Origin of the sequence: Enterobacter sichuanensis (genome assembly GCF_009036245.1) — a bacterium.
Lineage (GTDB): Bacteria > Pseudomonadota > Gammaproteobacteria > Enterobacterales > Enterobacteriaceae > Enterobacter > Enterobacter sichuanensis.
The window spans coordinates 3,309,945-3,327,164 of sequence record NZ_CP027986.1 but is presented as its reverse complement, the minus strand read 5'-3'; the positions used below and the strand labels follow the sequence as shown (position 1 = coordinate 3,327,164).

Annotated in this window: 16 protein-coding genes; 12 read left to right on the top strand and 4 right to left on the bottom strand. The window is 55.9% G+C overall.

Annotated features, from left to right (window positions below; all coding sequences use genetic code 11):
• Positions 1 to 15 precede the first annotated feature (15 nt).
• Entirely contained in the window at positions 16 to 945 is a 930-nt protein-coding gene (locus C1N69_RS15985) for a formate/nitrite transporter family protein (protein WP_155031516.1), read from the bottom strand.
• Positions 946 to 1,260: 315 nt separating this feature from the next.
• Between C1N69_RS15985 and mlaA the strand changes: the two genes are divergently transcribed.
• On the top strand, positions 1,261 to 2,013 hold the full coding sequence (gene mlaA / locus C1N69_RS15980; RefSeq protein ID WP_025757137.1) for a phospholipid-binding lipoprotein MlaA: 753 nt from the start codon (positions 1,261 to 1,263) through the stop codon (positions 2,011 to 2,013).
• A 44-nt stretch (positions 2,014 to 2,057) separates the two neighbouring features.
• Here the strand turns inward: mlaA and fadL are convergent, their stop codons facing one another.
• Entirely contained in the window at positions 2,058 to 3,380 is a 1,323-nt protein-coding gene (gene fadL / locus C1N69_RS15975) for a long-chain fatty acid transporter FadL (protein WP_032672454.1), read from the bottom strand.
• A gap of 372 nt (positions 3,381 to 3,752) precedes the next feature.
• Here fadL and C1N69_RS15970 point away from each other — a divergent pair, with 372 nt between their 5' ends.
• From C1N69_RS15970 to sixA, 4 genes are all read left to right on the top strand, one after another.
• Positions 3,753 to 4,037: a YfcZ/YiiS family protein gene (locus C1N69_RS15970; protein WP_014832805.1), complete on the top strand. Its 285-nt coding sequence runs from the start codon at positions 3,753 to 3,755 to the stop codon at positions 4,035 to 4,037.
• Between the two features lie 218 nt (positions 4,038 to 4,255).
• On the top strand, positions 4,256 to 5,566 hold the full coding sequence (gene fadI, locus C1N69_RS15965) for an acetyl-CoA C-acyltransferase FadI (RefSeq protein ID WP_025757139.1): 1,311 nt from the start codon (positions 4,256 to 4,258) through the stop codon (positions 5,564 to 5,566).
• Positions 5,566 to 7,713 carry a fatty acid oxidation complex subunit alpha FadJ gene (fadJ, locus tag C1N69_RS15960; RefSeq protein ID WP_059386326.1) on the top strand — a complete coding sequence of 716 codons (2,148 nt, stop codon included), beginning with the start codon at positions 5,566 to 5,568 and terminating at the stop codon, positions 7,711 to 7,713. Before fadI ends, fadJ begins: the two co-directional genes overlap by 1 nt.
• 209 nt (positions 7,714 to 7,922) lie before the next feature.
• A complete protein-coding gene (gene sixA / locus C1N69_RS15955; RefSeq protein WP_025757141.1) occupies positions 7,923 to 8,408 on the top strand; it encodes a phosphohistidine phosphatase SixA in 486 nt (161 codons plus the stop codon).
• A 49-nt stretch (positions 8,409 to 8,457) separates the two neighbouring features.
• Here the strand turns inward: sixA and smrB are convergent, their stop codons facing one another.
• Positions 8,458 to 9,009, bottom strand: a complete 552-nt coding sequence (smrB, locus tag C1N69_RS15950) for an endonuclease SmrB (protein ID WP_045285802.1) — start codon at positions 9,007 to 9,009, stop codon at positions 8,458 to 8,460.
• A gap of 145 nt (positions 9,010 to 9,154) precedes the next feature.
• Here smrB and prmB point away from each other — a divergent pair, with 145 nt between their 5' ends.
• From prmB to C1N69_RS15920, 6 genes are read left to right on the top strand one after another with little or no spacing between them, the layout of a single operon-like run.
• Positions 9,155 to 10,087 carry a 50S ribosomal protein L3 N(5)-glutamine methyltransferase gene (gene prmB / locus C1N69_RS15945; protein ID WP_008502612.1) on the top strand — a complete coding sequence of 311 codons (933 nt, stop codon included), beginning with the start codon at positions 9,155 to 9,157 and terminating at the stop codon, positions 10,085 to 10,087.
• A gap of 60 nt (positions 10,088 to 10,147) precedes the next feature.
• Complete coding sequence (gene aroC, locus C1N69_RS15940; RefSeq protein ID WP_025757144.1) at positions 10,148 to 11,233, top strand: chorismate synthase; 1,086 nt, start codon at positions 10,148 to 10,150, stop codon at positions 11,231 to 11,233.
• 2 nt (positions 11,234 to 11,235) lie between these two features.
• Positions 11,236 to 12,060 carry a penicillin-insensitive murein endopeptidase gene (gene mepA, locus C1N69_RS15935; RefSeq protein ID WP_095441555.1) on the top strand — a complete coding sequence of 275 codons (825 nt, stop codon included), beginning with the start codon at positions 11,236 to 11,238 and terminating at the stop codon, positions 12,058 to 12,060.
• On the top strand, positions 12,060 to 12,869 hold the full coding sequence (locus tag C1N69_RS15930) for a sulfite exporter TauE/SafE family protein (RefSeq protein ID WP_155031515.1): 810 nt from the start codon (positions 12,060 to 12,062) through the stop codon (positions 12,867 to 12,869). Before mepA ends, C1N69_RS15930 begins: the two co-directional genes overlap by 1 nt.
• The gene (locus tag C1N69_RS15925) at positions 12,869 to 13,414 is read left to right on the top strand and encodes an elongation factor P hydroxylase (RefSeq protein WP_155031514.1); all 546 of its coding nucleotides are present in this window, start codon (positions 12,869 to 12,871) and stop codon (positions 13,412 to 13,414) included. Before C1N69_RS15930 ends, C1N69_RS15925 begins: the two co-directional genes overlap by 1 nt.
• A gap of 13 nt (positions 13,415 to 13,427) precedes the next feature.
• On the top strand, positions 13,428 to 13,703 hold the full coding sequence (locus C1N69_RS15920) for a YfcL family protein (RefSeq protein ID WP_025757148.1): 276 nt from the start codon (positions 13,428 to 13,430) through the stop codon (positions 13,701 to 13,703).
• Between the two features lie 61 nt (positions 13,704 to 13,764).
• On the opposite strand, the gene mnmC is transcribed toward C1N69_RS15920, so the two are convergent.
• A complete protein-coding gene (gene mnmC / locus C1N69_RS15915) occupies positions 13,765 to 15,762 on the bottom strand; it encodes a bifunctional tRNA (5-methylaminomethyl-2-thiouridine)(34)-methyltransferase MnmC2/FAD-dependent 5-carboxymethylaminomethyl-2-thiouridine(34) oxidoreductase MnmC1 (protein ID WP_155031513.1) in 1,998 nt (665 codons plus the stop codon).
• Positions 15,763 to 15,920: 158 nt separating this feature from the next.
• On the opposite strand from mnmC, the gene fabB reads away from it, so the two are divergent.
• Positions 15,921 to 17,138, top strand: coding sequence for a beta-ketoacyl-ACP synthase I (fabB, locus tag C1N69_RS15910; RefSeq protein ID WP_025757150.1), 1,218 nt, complete (start codon positions 15,921 to 15,923; stop codon positions 17,136 to 17,138).
• Positions 17,139 to 17,220: the final 82 nt, after the last annotated feature.

Here is a 17,220-nt window from a genome sequence, read left to right as displayed (position 1 = left end):
TCAAAGAGTCACCATTCAGGTCGATTTTTTTGTCGATTTATTATCGTTTTCCCGCGCCTTAAGCTCAGCTTTGCGTTTGTTAGACATGTCGTTACGGATTTGAGCATGGCTTAACAGCGCGAAGATAAACGTCCCACCGCAGATATTTCCCGCCAGCGTCGGCAGGGCGAACGGCCAGAAAAAATCGCTCCAGTGCAGCGTACCGTTAAAGACCAGATAGAGGATCTCCACGGTACCGACCACAATGTGCGTGGTGTCGGCCAGCGCGATCAGCCAGGTCATCAGGATGATCACCACAATTTTTGCGCTACCGGCAGAAGGAAACATCCAGACCATCGTGGCGATAATCCAGCCGGAGATGATGGCGTTAGAGAACATTTCGACGGGCGTGTTTTTCATCACGTCCATGCCGATTTTCACAAATGCGTCCCGGGTGGGTTCATCAAAAATGGGCATATATTCAAACGCCCAGGCCGCGATGCCGGTACCGATGATGTTGCCCAGCAGCACCACGCTCCACAGACGCATTAACAGACCGAAATTGCCGAGGGTAGGGTTTTGCATCACCGGCAGAACGGCGGTGACAGTGTTTTCGGTAAACAGCTGCTGGCGAGCCATAATGACGATAATAAAACCAAAGGTATAGCCGAGGTTCTCCAGTAAAAAGCCTCCGGGCACACCTTCCAGCTGAACATGAAATATCCCTTTTGCGAGCAGGGACGCCCCCATTGACAGACCCGCAGCGATAGCCGACCAGAAGAGGGCCATAGCATCGCGCTCCATCTCTTTTTCGCCATCCTGGCGTATATGTTCGTGGATGGCCATCGCGCGGGAAGGGAGGCGATCCTCATCAATTTCTATCTTCTCGCCGCGCGCTTTCTCCTCGCTTTCAATTTCAATCTCCTCATTACTCTCGCCAATTTTTTCTTCACCCACTTCTTTCATATCTGCTCCCGGAGGTTGATCTTTCTTTAAAGCGTAGCGGCTTTTATCCGGATGCCTGTGGGGATGGTCTTAAATTGGTGGCAATGACAACAAAGGTGATACATCTCTTTCAAAGACATTATAAAATTGCCAGCGAAACGAATTCCAAAAGCCAGGCTATGCTGAGATCAGAGTCACGGTGGTTACTGCCCGTAATTGTGCTCATAGACATCGGTGAACGTGCTGTTACAATCGCTTGCACGTTTACAGACGGAGCGTCAACGGCTCCGTTACGGATGGCAATCAATGATAGCCATACTGAACAGGGAGATTTTTATGAAACTTCGGCTGTCGGCGCTTGCGCTGGGCGCGACGATGCTTGTGGGCTGCGCCAGCTCCGGGGAGCAAACGGGACGCTCCGATCCTCTCGAAGGATTTAACCGCTCCATGTATAACTTCAACTACAACGTGCTGGACCCGTATGTGGTTCGTCCGGTGGCTGTAGCATGGCGCGATTATGTTCCACAACCTGCGCGTAATGGGTTAAGTAACTTTACCAGCAACCTCGAAGAACCTGCGGTCATGGTGAACTACTTCCTGCAGGGTGACCCGTATCAGGGGATGGTCCACTTTACCCGCTTCTTCCTGAACTCCATATTGGGGATGGGTGGCTTTATCGATGTTGCCGGCATGGCTAACCCGAAACTGCAGCGTGAACAGCCGCACCGTTTCGGCAGCACGCTGGGACATTATGGCGTCGGGTATGGTCCCTACGTGCAATTACCGTTCTACGGCAGCTTTACTCTCCGTGATGATGGCGGCGATATGGTGGATACGCTGTATCCGGTCCTGTCGTGGCTGACCTGGCCGCTGTCGGTGGGTAAATGGACGGTGGAAGGGATTGAAACCCGCGCGCAACTGCTCGACTCCGACGGTCTGCTGCGTCAGTCTTCTGACCCGTACATCATGGTGCGTGAAGCGTACTTCCAGAATCATGACTTTATTGCAAACGGCGGTAAGCTGAAACCGGAAGAGAATCCAAACGCGAAGGCGATCGAGAACGAACTAAAAGATATCGATTCGGAGTAAATAAAAAAGGTGAGCGATGCTCACCTTTTTCAATTCCTGCGCGATTAGAACGCGTAGTTGAAGTTCATACCATACAGCCAGGCTTTACCTTCAGAAGAGAACTCATACGGACCTTCTTTGAAGGAAACTTTTTGACCGTGCATATAAGAGATACCGGCGTCAATTGAGGCATCCTTATTGAAGGCATAGGTCGCACCTGCGCTCAGCCAGAAACGGTCCTGATCCGGAATAGAGATCGAGCGCTTGTCGGCAGGAACCGGGCTATCATCGAAGGCAATACCGGTACGGAACGTCCAGTTATCATCCATATAATAGGTGGTCCCCAGCGCGATGCGGTAAGCGTCGCGGAAGCTTTCATCTTTATAGAAGAGTGTGTCGCCCTTGCTGTTGGTCGCCTTCAGCTCCTGGAACTGGCTCCAGCTGGTGTAGGTCAGGCTATAGTGGATCGCCCACTGCGGTGCCACGCGGTTATAACCGGACAGCTCCCACATTTCCGGCAGGTGCAGGCTCAGAGAACCACCCGTGGTACTGCCGTTGGTACCCAACGGCAGGCCGAAGTTGCCGAGGATCTGGTTATAGGCGGAAGGCAGGCTGCTCTTGTAATCGCCATCAAAGTCGATTTTTACTTCGGAACGGTAGGTAAAGCCGTAACGGTTGTTCTTATCGAGTTCGTACAGGATACCGGCGTTCCAGCCGAAGCCCCATTCGTCACCCTTCAGATAGGCAATCTGGGTGTCTGCCGGGATTCCCGCGACTTGCTGCGCCAGTGGTGGTGGCAGTGCGCCTGAACCCGCGACGATTTTGCCCAGATCACCTGCATAGCGCTCGATTTTCGCTTTGGCGTACACCGCATCAAAGCCCACGCCGAAGCTCCAGTGGCTGTCCAGACGGTAAGCGCCACTCAGGTTCAGGTTCAGGGTTTCAAGGTCAGTTTTACCACCGTAGGCACCTGCTGCGTAGTTATCACCAAACTCGGTCGCTAAACCGTAGTTAGAGGTCACGGAGGCACCCCAGCCAAACTGGTCATTTATAGGTGCCACGAAATGCAGGTTTGGCACCCACGCCGTTGGCGCGATGTTATCTGAATTCAGGCTGGCACCGGTAGGTGAACGGCCCGTAATATCAACGCCCGGGTCAACGAAAATCGCCCCGGCAGAGAAGGTTGGACGATCAAACATCATGATCAATGCCGGGTTACGACTCGCGTTGCCCGCATCATCAGCAATAGCACCTTCCCCTGAATACGCGCGGCCAAGGCCAGAGGAAGAAAATTCGTTTAACTGAAAGCCCGCTGACCAGGCGGAAGTAGAGACGATTGCCACTGCAACTGCCAGCGCAGTTTTGTTGAACAGGGTTTTCTGGCTCATGACCATAACCTCATTGAGTTATTTTTATTCAATAATTGTTACATACCGTAACAGGAGCGCGAAGTGTAGGGTCTGAGGTATGACAGACAAATCAGACCAGTGGCGTGAGTATAGGTCCGACCAGCATGAATGTTGCAAGTTTGTTTATTAATATTTTCAAACATGTTTCACGAAACGAGATCTGGTTGGCAAAATTGTGACCATCACAACTCACCCAAAAGGGTGGTTTTTGTTTTAGATCATTTTTTAGTGTGATATTGGTCACTTATCCGCTTTTACGCCATTAACGGCTGGAGAGCGCCCGCGCCGGGGCGTAAAATATCAGCATCGTGTTTATCTCGCGCGCTGCGCGAATACAGAGGAAATTGAGCTATGAGTAAATGCAGTGCTGATGAAACCCCGGTTTGCTGCTGTATGGATGTTGGCACCATCATGGACAACTCCGATTGCACCGCCTCTTACAGCCGTGTATTCACCAATCGTGCCGAAGCGGAAGAGACTCTGGCCGCGCTGAGCAAGCGTGCCCGCGACGTTGAATCCGATCCGTGTGAAATCAAGTCTACCTTCACTGAAGTAGACGGCGGCGTGAAGCTGGATATTGATTTTGTCTTCGCCTGCGAAGCCGAAACGCTGATCTTCCAGCTGGGTCTGCGTTAATTTCTGCGGCCTGATGCCCTCACCCCGACCCTCTCCCGTGGGAGAGGGCGCAAACATTGCACAAATGCCCCTGCCATGCAGGGGCATTTTCTTTTTCTTCTCTGTGTTTTAGCTCGCACTTTTTCGTTTCCCCGATTGGCTGAATGTAAAAAAATGGTTAAGACTATTATCAGGTCAGACCACTTAACGTTTGCGAAAATTTTTTACAGGGGAGTGTTATGAGTCAGGCATTACCGCTTATTACCCGTCAGGGCGACCGTATTGCCATCGTCAGTGGGTTGCGCACGCCATTTGCTCGTCAGGCTACGGCGTTTCACGGCATACCGGCTGTTGACCTGGGGAAAATGGTAGTGGGGGAGATGCTGGCTCGCAGCGAAATTCCGCCTGAGGTCATCGAACAACTGGTTTTCGGCCAGGTAGTGCAGATGCCGGAAGCCCCCAATATTGCACGAGAAATTGTTCTCGGGACCGGGATGAACGTTCATACCGATGCCTACAGCGTCAGCCGCGCCTGTGCAACCAGTTTTCAGGCCGTGGCTAACGTCGCAGAAAGCCTGATGGCGGGCACTATTCGCGCCGGGATTGCAGGTGGGGCGGACTCCTCTTCGGTACTGCCGATTGGGGTCAGCAAAAAACTGGCGCGCATCCTGGTGGATGCCAACAAAGCCCGCACGACCGGGCAGAAACTGAAACTTTTCTCGCGTTTACGCCTGCGCGATCTCCTGCCTGTGCCACCTGCCGTCGCGGAATACTCCACCGGCCTGCGTATGGGCGATACCGCCGAGCAGATGGCCAAAACGTACGGCATTACCCGCGAACAGCAGGATGCCCTGGCGCATCGTTCACATCAGCTTGCGGCAAAAGCCTGGTCGGAAGGCAAACTCACCGACGAGGTGATGACCGCCTATATTCCCCCTTTCCGTGAACCGCTCGCGGAAGATAACAATATTCGCGGCACCTCGACGCTGGCGGATTACGCAAAACTGCGCCCAGCGTTTGACCGTAAACACGGTACGGTAACGGCGGCTAACAGTACGCCACTGACGGACGGCGCTGCGGCCGTGATCCTGATGACCGAATCCCGCGCGAAAGAGCTGGGGATCACGCCTCTGGGCTATTTACGCAGCTATGCTTTCACCGCCATTGATGTCTGGCAGGACATGCTGCTGGGTCCGGCATGGTCCACGCCGCTGGCGCTGGATCGCGCGGGGCTGACGCTGGCGGATTTAACCCTGATTGATATGCATGAAGCGTTTGCCGCGCAAACCCTGGCTAACGTACAGCTGCTGGCAAGCGAGCGTTTTGCGCGCGACGTGCTGGGCCGCGCGCACGCCACCGGTGAAGTGGACCAGAGTAAATTCAACGTGCTGGGGGGCTCCATTGCCTACGGTCATCCGTTTGCGGCGACCGGGGCGAGGATGATCACCCAAACACTCCATGAGTTACGCCGTCGTGGCGGCGGTTTTGGTCTCGTCACCGCCTGTGCGGCGGGCGGGCTGGGTGCAGCAATGGTTCTGGAGGCTGAATAATGGAAATGACATCTGCATTTAACCTGACGGTTCGCCTCGATAACGTCGCTGTGATAACCATTGATGTCCCTGATGAAAAGATGAATACCCTGAAGGCCGAGTTTGGCACTCAGGTGCGCGCGATGCTAAAGCAGATCCGCGAAAACAAGGCCATTCGCGGTCTGGTATTTATCTCTGCCAAGCCGGACAACTTTATTGCCGGGGCCGACATTAACATGATCGCCCGGGCGCAAAGCGCGCTGGATGCTGAAGAGCTGGCGCGTCAGGGCCAGCAGGTGATGGCGGAGATCAACAGCCTGCCAATCCCGGTTATTGCTGCGATCCACGGGGCGTGTCTGGGCGGTGGGCTGGAGCTGGCGCTGGCCTGCCATAGCCGCATCTGTACCGACGATGCGAAAACTGTTTTAGGCCTTCCTGAAGTGCAGCTTGGCCTGCTGCCTGGCTCTGGCGGAACGCAGCGTCTGCCGCGCCTGGTGGGCGTCAGCACGGCGCTGGAGATGATCTTAACCGGTAAGCAGTTACGTGCTCGCCAGGCGCTAAAAGCCGGTCTGGTGGATGACGTCGTGCCGCACGCCATTTTGCTGGAGGCCGCCGTTGAGCTTGCGCTGAAAGGGCGTCAGGCAAAACGTCCTCTGCCGGTACGCGAGCGCGTGCTCGCCGGGCCACTGGGGAGAACGCTGCTGTTCAGGATGGTGGGCAAAAAGACCGAACAGAAAACCAAAGGTAACTATCCGGCGGCAAAGCGGATCCTGGAGGTTATTGAAACCGGGCTGTCCCAGGGAACCAGTAGCGGCTATGCCGCTGAGGCCAAAGCCTTTGGCGAACTGGCGATGACGCCACAGTCACAGGCATTGCGCAGCATCTTCTTCGCCAGCACCGATGTGAAAAAAGATCCCGGCAGCGAGGCGCAACCCGCGCCGCTGCACGCCATTGGCGTGCTGGGCGGCGGCCTTATGGGCGGCGGTATCTCTTTTGTTACCGCAAGCAAAGGCAAATTGCCTGTAAGGATCAAAGACATCTCTGCGAAAGGGATCAACCACGCGCTGCAGTACAGCTGGCAGAACCTTGATCAAAAGGTAAAACGTCGCCATATCAGAGCCAGCGAGCGTGATAAAATCCTGGCGTTGATCTCCGGCACGACGGATTACCGCGGTTTTGCCCACCGCGATGTCGTGATTGAAGCCGTGTTTGAAGACCTGGCGCTTAAGCAGCAAATGGTCGCTGACGTTGAGCAACATTGCGCGCCGCATACCATTTTTGCCTCAAACACGTCGTCTTTACCGATTGGCGATATTGCGGCAAAGGCCGGGCGTCCGGAGCAGGTGATAGGCCTGCACTTTTTCAGCCCGGTAGAAAAAATGCCGCTGGTAGAGGTGATCCCGCATGCCGCAACCAGCCCGCAAACCATCGCCACCGTCGTGAAACTGGCCAAAATGCAGGGTAAGACGCCGATTGTCGTCGCAGACAAAGCCGGTTTTTACGTCAACCGCATTCTGGCACCCTATATTAATGAAGCGATGCGGCTGCTGACGGAAGGCGAGAAAATCGAGCATGTCGACGAGGCGCTGGTGAAGTTTGGTTTCCCCGTTGGCCCAATCCAACTTTTGGATGAGGTGGGAATAGACACCGGCACTAAAATTATACCTGTGCTGGAAGCGGCCTATGGAGATCGTTTTAGCCCACCTGCAAACATTGTTTCTGCAATTTTGAAGGACGATCGCAAAGGCAGAAAAAATGAACGCGGTTTCTATCTTTACGGTGCGAAAGGGCGTAAAAGCAGAAAACAGGTCGACCCTTCGGTTTATGGGCTTATTTCGACCACCGGTCAGGGAAAATTGTCCGCCGTTCAGTGTGCTGAACGTTGCGTGATGATGATGCTCAATGAAGCGGCGCGCTGCTTCGGTGAGCAGGTGATCAAGAGCGCGCGCGATGGCGACATCGGCGCGGTATTTGGCATAGGTTTCCCGCCGTTCCTTGGCGGCCCGTTCCGTTACATGGATACGCTCGGCGCGGGTGAAGTGGTTGCAATCCTGCAACGTCTGGCTTCGCAATATGGCCCCCGGTTTACACCGTGTGACGAATTATTGCAGATGGCGGAGCGGGGCCAGACATTTTGGTCCGCAAGGGAAACTGACCTCGTAAACTGAGGTCAAAGAAGGGTAAATCCTGAAGTGAATGAACCTGTTCTGGCGATTTTGTAAACAGAGATTGACTATACTTACGCCATTGAGGTAAAAAACAGCGTTTCATTCACCGAATGGATCAGGCACAATGCCCGGCCATCGGGTTTTCTACCTCTCAGCATTTATCGCGGGTAGTTAACGCCGGTGATTCTGGTTAACAAAAGCGGTGCAATATGCAAGTTTTTATCATGCGTCACGGCGACGCGGCACTCGATGCCGCCAGTGACTCAGTACGTCCTTTGACCGTCTGTGGCTGCGACGAATCTCGTCTGATGGCGACCTGGCTTAAAGGTCAAAAAGTGGACATCGAACGCGTTCTGGTGAGTCCGTTCCTGCGTGCAGAACAGACGCTGGAAGTGGTAGGGGAGTGTATGAACCTGCCAGCCAGTGTGGATGTTCTTCCTGAACTCACCCCATGTGGCGATGTCGGCCTTGTCAGCGCTTATCTTCAGGCGCTGTGCAATGAAGGTGTCGCCTCCGCGCTGGTCATTTCCCACCTGCCACTGGTTGGCTATCTGGTATCTGAACTGTGCCCGGGCGAAACCCCGCCGATGTTCACGACATCTGCCATTGCCAATGTTTCTCTCGACGAAACGGGTAAAGGTGTCTTCAACTGGCAAATGAGTCCGTGCAACCTGAAGATGGCAAAAGCCATCTGACGTGACGTGCGATAGCGCGGGGGCGCAAAATCTGCCTCCCGCCGTCCTGTCAGGGTAATTCTGGCGGTTGCCACTCTTCCACTTCAATCAACACCAGTAATGCGGCATCACCGCCGTACTCTTTGGGTGCCTGATGAAATGCCATCACGTGTGGATGCTGAGCCAGCCACAGCGGTGTCTGTTGCTTCAGAATATGTTTACCGTGGCCATGCATCACGCAGGCGCAAAACACATGTTCGCGGCGACAGGCTGCGATCAGTGCGCCCAGCTCCTGTTTGGCCTGCATCTGCGTTAATCCGTGCAGATCGAGAAACAGCTCAGGCGAATAATCCCCACGGCGTAATTTTTTCAGCTCAAAATGGCTGACGTCTTCACGTACATACTTCACAGCCCCTTGCGTGTTGAGCAGTGGCTGAAATTCATCTGAAAAATAGTGGCTGTTATCGGCCTGCTCCTGCAACAGTCTTTTGACCGGCACCTCGGAGATTTTCTTGCGCATCGGACGGTGGACGAGGGTGTCCTGCTTGATTTGGCGCGTTCCGGTCATCAGCTGGCGGAAGAGCGCCTGATCCTCCTCGCTGAGCGATGTTTTCTTTTTCATTCGTCATTCTCATCTCATATTTCCAATAGTGTACCCGACTAAACGCATTTTTTAACCTCAAGCGCGACGCGTCATTGCTGATTTATCGCCGTCTTCATGGCAAACTAGCCGCCGAAAATTATGCGAGCATGCCCTGGAGGAAAGAGTGGATAAAATATTTGTCGATGAAGCAGTAAACGAGCTGCATACCATACAGGACATGTTGCGCTGGTCGGTTAGCCGCTTCAGCGCTGCCAATATCTGGTACGGTCACGGTACCGATAACCCGTGGGATGAGGCCGTGCAGCTGGTGCTGCCATCTCTCTACCTGCCGCTGGATATTCCGGAAGACATGCGCACCGCGCGTCTGACCTCCAGCGAAAAACACCGTATCGTTGAGCGCGTGATCCGCCGCGTAAACGAGCGTATTCCGGTCGCCTACCTGACCAACAAAGCCTGGTTCTGCGGCCACGAGTTCTATGTCGATGAACGCGTGCTGGTGCCGCGCTCGCCGATTGGCGAGCTGATCAACAACCACTTTGAAGGCCTGATCGGCCATCAGCCGCAGCACATTCTGGATATGTGTACCGGCAGCGGCTGTATTGCCATTGCCTGCGCTTATGCCTTCCCGGAAGCGGAAGTCGACGCCGTCGATATCTCCACCGATGCGCTGGCCGTGACCGAGCACAACATTGAAGAGCACGGCCTGATCCATCACGTTACGCCAATTCGCTCTGACCTGTTCCGCGACCTGCCGACGCTGCAGTACGATCTGATCGTCACCAACCCGCCGTACGTTGATGCGGAAGATATGTCCGATCTGCCGAACGAATATCGTCACGAGCCGGAGCTGGGCCTGGCGTCAGGCTCTGACGGCCTGAAGCTGACCCGCCGCATTCTGGCCTGCGCGCCGGATTATCTCACCGACGACGGCGTTCTGATTTGTGAAGTGGGCAACAGCATGGTACATCTGATAGAGCAGTACCCGGATGTGCCGTTCACCTGGCTTGAGTTCGACAACGGCGGTGACGGCGTCTTTATGCTGACCAAAGCGCAACTGCTCGACGCGCGCGAACACTTCAGCATCTATAAAGATTAATCCAGCGGGCTTCGGCCCGTTTCACAACGCTCAAACACAAACAACAACATCGGAGCCGTGATGGCAGGAAACAGTATTGGACAGGTATTCCGGGTGACCACGTTTGGTGAGTCGCACGGGCTGGCACTGGGCTGTATCGTTGATGGCGTACCGCCAGGTATAGAACTGACCGAAGCAGATTTACAGCACGACCTTGACCGTCGTCGTCCGGGCACCTCTCGCTACACCACGCAGCGTCGCGAGCCGGACCAGGTCAAAATTCTCTCCGGCGTTTTTGAAGGCCGCACCACCGGCACCAGCATTGGTCTGCTGATCGAAAATACCGATCAGCGCTCCCAGGACTACGGCGCCATCAAAGACGTCTTCCGTCCAGGCCACGCTGATTACACCTACGAACAAAAATACGGCTTTCGCGACTATCGCGGCGGCGGACGCTCATCGGCACGCGAAACCGCGATGCGCGTGGCGGCAGGGGCCATTGCCAAGAAATACCTGCAGCAGAAATTCGGCATCGTTATTCGCGGCTGTCTGACCCAGATGGGCGACATTCCGCTGGCGATCAAAGACTGGGATCAGGTCGAGCAAAACCCGTTCTTCTGTGCTGACGCCGACAAGCTTGAAGCGCTGGATGAACTGATGCGCGGGCTGAAGAAAGAGGGCGACTCCATTGGCGCGAAAGTGACCGTGGTGGCCGATGGCGTCCCGGCGGGCTGGGGCGAGCCGGTATTTGACCGCCTCGACGCCGACATCGCTCACGCGCTGATGAGCATCAACGCGGTGAAGGGCGTTGAGATTGGCGACGGTTTTGACGTGGTCTCCCTGCGCGGCAGCCAGAACCGCGATGAAATTACTGCACAGGGCTTCCAGAGCAACCACGCGGGCGGCATTCTGGGCGGGATCAGCAGCGGGCAGCAGATTATTGCCAATATCGCGCTGAAGCCAACCTCCAGCATTACCGTGCCGGGCCACACGATTAACCGCGATGGCGAAGAAGTTGAGATGATCACCAAAGGACGTCACGATCCGTGCGTGGGGATCCGCGCGGTACCGATCGCAGAAGCGATGCTGGCGATCGTGCTGATGGATCACTTCCTGCGCCAGCGCGCGCAGAACGCGGATGTGACGACCACCATTCCACGCTGGTAAACATGAAAAAAACCGCAATTGCTCTGCTGGCGCTGCTGACCAGTGGAGCCAGTCTGGCCGCGACGCCATGGCAAAAAATCACCCACCCGGTGGCGGGGAGCGCCCAGTCTATTGGCGCTTTTTCGAACGGATGTATCGTCGGTGCTCAGGAGCTGCCTCTGCAGTCCGATACCTACCAGGTGATGCGCACCGATCAGCGACGCTATTTCGGCCACCCGGACCTGGTGCTATTCATCCAGCGTCTGGGAAATCAGGTGCATAATCTGGGGCTGGGCACGATGCTGATTGGCGATATGGGGATGCCTGCCGGCGGTCGTTTTAACGGTGGACACGCCAGTCACCAGACCGGACTGGATGTCGATATCTTCCTGCAGCTGCCGAAAGCGCGCTGGAGTTCAGCCCAGTTGCTGAAACCGCAGGCGCTGGATCTGGTGTCGAGCGACGGTAAGCGCGTTGTGCCCTCACTGTGGACGCCGGATATCTTCAGCCTGATTAAGCTGGCGGCAAAAGATAACGACGTTACGCGGATCTTCGTCAACCCGGCTATCAAGCAACAGCTGTGCCTCGATGAGGGAACCGATCGCGACTGGTTGCGCAAAGTGCGCCCGTGGTTCCAGCATCGCGCGCACATGCACGTTCGTCTGCGTTGCCCGGCAAACAGCCTGGAATGTGAAGATCAGCCGTTGCCTCCGCCAGGCGATGGCTGTGGTGCGGAACTGCAAAGCTGGTTTGAACCGGCAAAACCTGGAACCTCTAAGCCTGAGAAGAAGACACCGCCTCCGTTGCCGCCTTCCTGCCAGGCGCTACTGGATGAGCATGTACTTTAATGGATAATTTCGTCGATCTGTTTATGGTGTCACCGCTGCTGCTGGTGGTGCTGTTCTTTGTGGCTATGCTGGCCGGTTTCATTGATGCTCTTGCGGGCGGGGGCGGGTTGTTAACCGTACCCGCGCTGCTGGCGGCGGGCATGAGTCCGGCGCAGGCGCTGGCGACCAACAAGCTCCAGGCCTGTGGCGGCTCGCTTTCCGCGTCGCTCTATTTTATTCGCCGCAAGGTCGTCAATCTTGCCGACCAGAAGCTCAATATTCTGATGACCTTTATCGGCTCGACGTCGGGCGCGCTGCTGGTTCAGCACGTGCAGTCCGATATTCTGCGCCAGATCCTGCCGGTTCTGGTCATCTGCATCGGCCTTTACTTCTTGCTGATGCCAAAGCTCGGGGAAGAAGATCGTCAGCGTCGTCTGCACGGTTTGCCCTTTGCCCTGATTGCCGGTGGCTGCGTGGGGTTCTACGACGGTTTCTTTGGCCCGGGCGCAGGCTCGTTTTACGCGCTGGCGTTTGTGACGCTGGCCGGGTTTAACCTCGCCAAATCTACCGCCCATGCCAAAGTGCTCAACGCCACCTCGAACGTCGGAGGCCTGCTGCTGTTTATCATTGGCGGCAAGGTCATCTGGGCAACCGGCTTTGTGATGATGGCAGGGCAGTTCCTCGGGGCGCGTGCAGGCTCGCGTCTGGTGTTAAGCAAAGGACAAAAACTGATTCGCCCGATGATCGTTATCGTCTCGGGGGTAATGAGCGCCAAACTGCTTTATGACAGCCATGGACAGGAGATCCTCACCTGGTTGGGGGTGAACTAATGAACAGTACGCATAAATACGAACAGTTGATTGAGATTTTTGATGGCTGTTTTGCTGAAGATTTTAATACCCGTCTGATTAAAGGCGACGACGAACCGATCTATCTTCCTGCTGATGCCGAGGTTCCGTATCACCGTATCGTGTTCGCGCACGGCTTCTACGCCAGCGGTCTGCACGAGATTTCGCACTGGTGCATCGCAGGGAAAGCGCGTCGCGAACTGGTGGATTTCGGTTACTGGTACTGCCCGGACGGACGTGACGCCGCTACGCAGGGGCTGTTTGAAGATGTGGAAGTGAAACCGCAGGCGCTGGAGTGGCTGTTCTGCGTGGCGGCGGGTTTCCCGTTCAACGTCAGCTGCGACAACCTTGAAGGCGACTTCGAGCCGGACCGTATTGTTTTCCAGCGCCGCGTACACGCGCAGGTGATGACATATCTTGAGAACGGCATTCCGGAACGTCCGGCACGCTTAATCAAGGCGTTACAGAATTATTACCACACGCCGGAGATCACGGCGGAATGCTTCCCTTGGCCGGAAGATCTTTAACAGAGGAAAGAAGATGATCGCAGAATTTGAATCACGCATTCTGGCGTTAATTGATGACATGGTGGAACACGCCAGCGATGATGAGCTGTTCGCCAGCGGTTATCTGCGTGGTCACCTGACGCTGGCTATTGCTGAGCTGGAGGCCGGGGACGATCACTCTGCCGAGGCCGTTCACGATGAAGTCACCCGTAGTCTGGAGAAAGCTATTCAGGCAGGAGAACTCTCTCCGCGCGACCAGTCTCTGGTGCTGGGCATGTGGGATAACCTGTTCCAGCAGGCTAAACGCTAAGCGCCTTCTCTTCCCTCTCCCCTTTGGGGAGAGGGTTACGGTGAGGGGATTTGACCGCACTTTACTTAACCATTTTCCCCTTCAGCAGCTTCCGCACCCACAAGCGATTCGGATTCAGTCCCGCAAGCGTAACCCTGTCCAGCGGAATCGGCTCGTCGCTCATTTGCGCGGCTAATACTTCAGCCAGCAGCGGTGCAGAACAGAGCCCGCGCGAACCCAGCCCGCCCAGCATAAACAGTTCCGGGTAGACCGGTGAAGTCACCGCCGTTTCCTGATGTTCAGCCAGATCCGAATAGACCGCAAGCGTGGCGTCGTAGTCCGGCACGTTTCCCGCCATCGGCAGATGATCGCGGGTGGCACAGCGCACGCCGCAGCGCGCATCTCCGGCACTGACGTCAACCGCTTTCGCCCACGCTGCACCCGGGAAACAGTCAACCAGGCGCTGACGGTTTTGCGCCTGATCCGCCTCACTGTAGCGCATATCCGTTTCGCCGCGATGATAGCTGGCCCCGATACAGTGGTGACCGTTAGACGGATTCTGCGGCGTCAGGTAGCCGTCATAGCACAGCACCTGGCGCAGTTTGCCCAGTTCAGGCGTCGAAGGAATATGGCTCACCTGACCGCCGACCGGATACACCGGCAATGTCTCTGTCTGGATAAACTGGCTGATGTGGTGCCCGTTGGCGAGAACGACGCTGGCATGGTGCGCCGTGTTGCCATCGGCAAAATGCAGATCCCACTGTTCTGTCCGGCTGAGTGATTCCACGTTGTGGGCATAGTGCACCGTCAGTCCGCGCGACTGCGCCAGGGCAATGACCGCGGTGGTCAGTTCTGCCGGGCACAGCCAGCCGCCGAGGGGGTACTGAATGCCGCCGCAGTGCGTCTCTACGCCAGCGCTTTCTGCCACCTGCGGTGCGCTCACCGGGCGGGCAATCTCGTCAGGCAGGCCCAGCGACAGCATTTGGGTGATTTTTTGCTGGCTCTTCTCATCCCAGGCGAGCTGCGTGACGCCGCACCAGTCGTGGTCGAATGCCACCGGAAGGGCGTCATACAGGCGACGGGCGAAGGTAAACGCCGCCGGGAAAAACTGGAACAACGCCGGGTCATGCGCGATTAAAAGTGGATAGAGCGCGCCCTGGCGGTTGCCGGAGGCGCCGTTTGCAGGCGCGTCGTCAGCACAGTAGAGCGTGACCTTCCAGTCACGGTGGATAAGCGCGAGCGAGAGCAGGGCACTGGCAATCCCCCCGCCAATGATGGCAACCTCACGGGATGCGCTGGCACGGCGTGCAAACCAGGGCGTGCTGGCCGGGATATCCAACGAGTGCTCCATTCTGCCGACCAGCATGTCGCGCTTGCGGCCGAAACCTTTGGTCTTCTGCATGGTAAAGCCTGCCTCCTGCAACCCGCGGCGGACAAAGCCTGCCGAGGTGAAGGTGGCGAGCGTCGCGCCAGGGCGCGCCAGTCGCGCCATCGCGTTAAACAGATGCTGGCTCCACATATCCGGGTTTTTGGCGGGAGCAAAACCGTCAAGGAACCATGCGTCCACCTTCTGATTCATCGAATCATCAAGCTTGTCGGTCAGATCGTTGATGTCGCCCAGCCAGAGGTCCAGCGTGACGCGTCCACCATCCAGGATCAGGCGATGGCAGCCGCCGATGTGGGGCGGCCACTGCGCCTGAAGCTGCTCTGCCCAGGTTGCAAGCTCCGGCCAGCGCTGATGGGCAAGACGCAGGTCGTGCGCGGTGAGCGGGAATTTTTCAAAACTGATGAAATGTAATCTTTGTAGCGTAGCCTCAGGATGTGCAGCGTGAAACCGATCGAACGCCTGCCAGAGGGTTAAAAAATTCAGCCCGGTGCCGAACCCGCTCTCCGCCACCACAAACAGGCTCCGCGGATGGGCCGGGAAGCGGGTATTGAGCTGGTTTCCGTCGAGGAAAACATAACGGGTTTCTTCCAGTCCGTTATCATTAGAAAAATAGACGTCATCAAAATCTCGGGAAACAGGTGTACCCTCAGCGTTGAATTCGAGGTTGGCGGGTTGTATAGCGTTTTGTTTCACGTAAGTTACTCGTCTGACAGGCAGTGGCACGATCTTAACGATGTGAGTCCATCGGTGCAAATTTCCGCAGAAAATGTCTGATCGGACTTGTTCGGCGTACAAGTGTACGCTATTGTGCGACTCGAAACTTACTATAGTGCGATTTACAGAGGTATTGAATGAAACGTGCAGTGATTACTGGCCTGGGCATTGTTTCCAGCATCGGTAATAACCAGCAGGAAGTCCTGGCATCTCTGCGTGAAGGACGCTCCGGGATCACTTTCTCTGAAGAGTTTAAAGATTCAGGTATGCGTAGCCACGTATGGGGTAACGTCAAACTGGACACCACCGGTTTGATTGACCGCAAAGTGGTTCGTTTCATGAACGATGCCTCTATTTATGCTTATCTCTCCATGCAGGAAGCGATCAAAGATTCCGGCCTGAGTGAAGAGGTTTATCAGAACAACCCGCGCGTGGGTCTGATCGCCGGCTCCGGCGGCTCCTCAAAAGCGCAGGTATTCGGTGCTGACGCAATGCGTAGCCCGCGTGGTCTGAAAGCGGTAGGTCCGTACGTGGTGACGAAAGCCATGGGTTCTGCGGTTTCCGCGTGCCTGGCGACCCCGTTCAAAATTCACGGTGTGAACTACTCCATCAGCTCCGCGTGTGCGACTTCCGCGCACTGCATCGGTAATGCGGTTGAGCAGATCCAGCTGGGTAAACAGGACATCGTATTTGCTGGCGGCGGCGAGGAGCTGGGCTGGGAAATGGCCTGTGAATTCGACGCCATGGGCGCACTGTCCACCAAATACAACGAAACGCCAGATAAAGCCTCCCGTACCTATGACGCACACCGTGACGGTTTCGTTATCGCAGGCGGCGGCGGTATGGTTGTGGTTGAAGAGCTGGAGCACGCGCTGGCACGTGGCGCGCACATCTACGCTGAGATCGTGGGTTACGGTGCTACATCTGACGGCGCCGACATGGTTGCGCCATCCGGCGAAGGCGCGGTACGTTGCATGAAGATGGCGATGCACGGCGTTGATACCCCAATCGACTACCTGAACTCCCACGGTACCTCTACGCCTGTAGGCGACGTGAAAGAGTTGGGTGCGATCCGCGAAGTGTTCGGCGACAACAGCCCGGCGATCTCCGCGACCAAAGCCATGACCGGTCACTCTCTGGGTGCGGCGGGCGTGCAGGAAGCGATCTACTCTCTGCTGATGCTGGAAAATGGCTTTATTGCTCCAAGCATCAACATTGAAGAGATGGATGAGCAGGCGGCTGGCCTGAACATCGTGACCAAACCAACGGAAGCGACACTGACCACTGTCATGTCCAACAGCTTCGGTTTTGGTGGTACTAACGCCACGCTGGTGATGCGTAAGTACAAAGCATAAGTTTTATGTTTGATTCGAAAGGGGAGCCATAAGGCTCCCTTTTTTTATGCATTGACAAGCGGCTGATTGCACAGGCAAACTT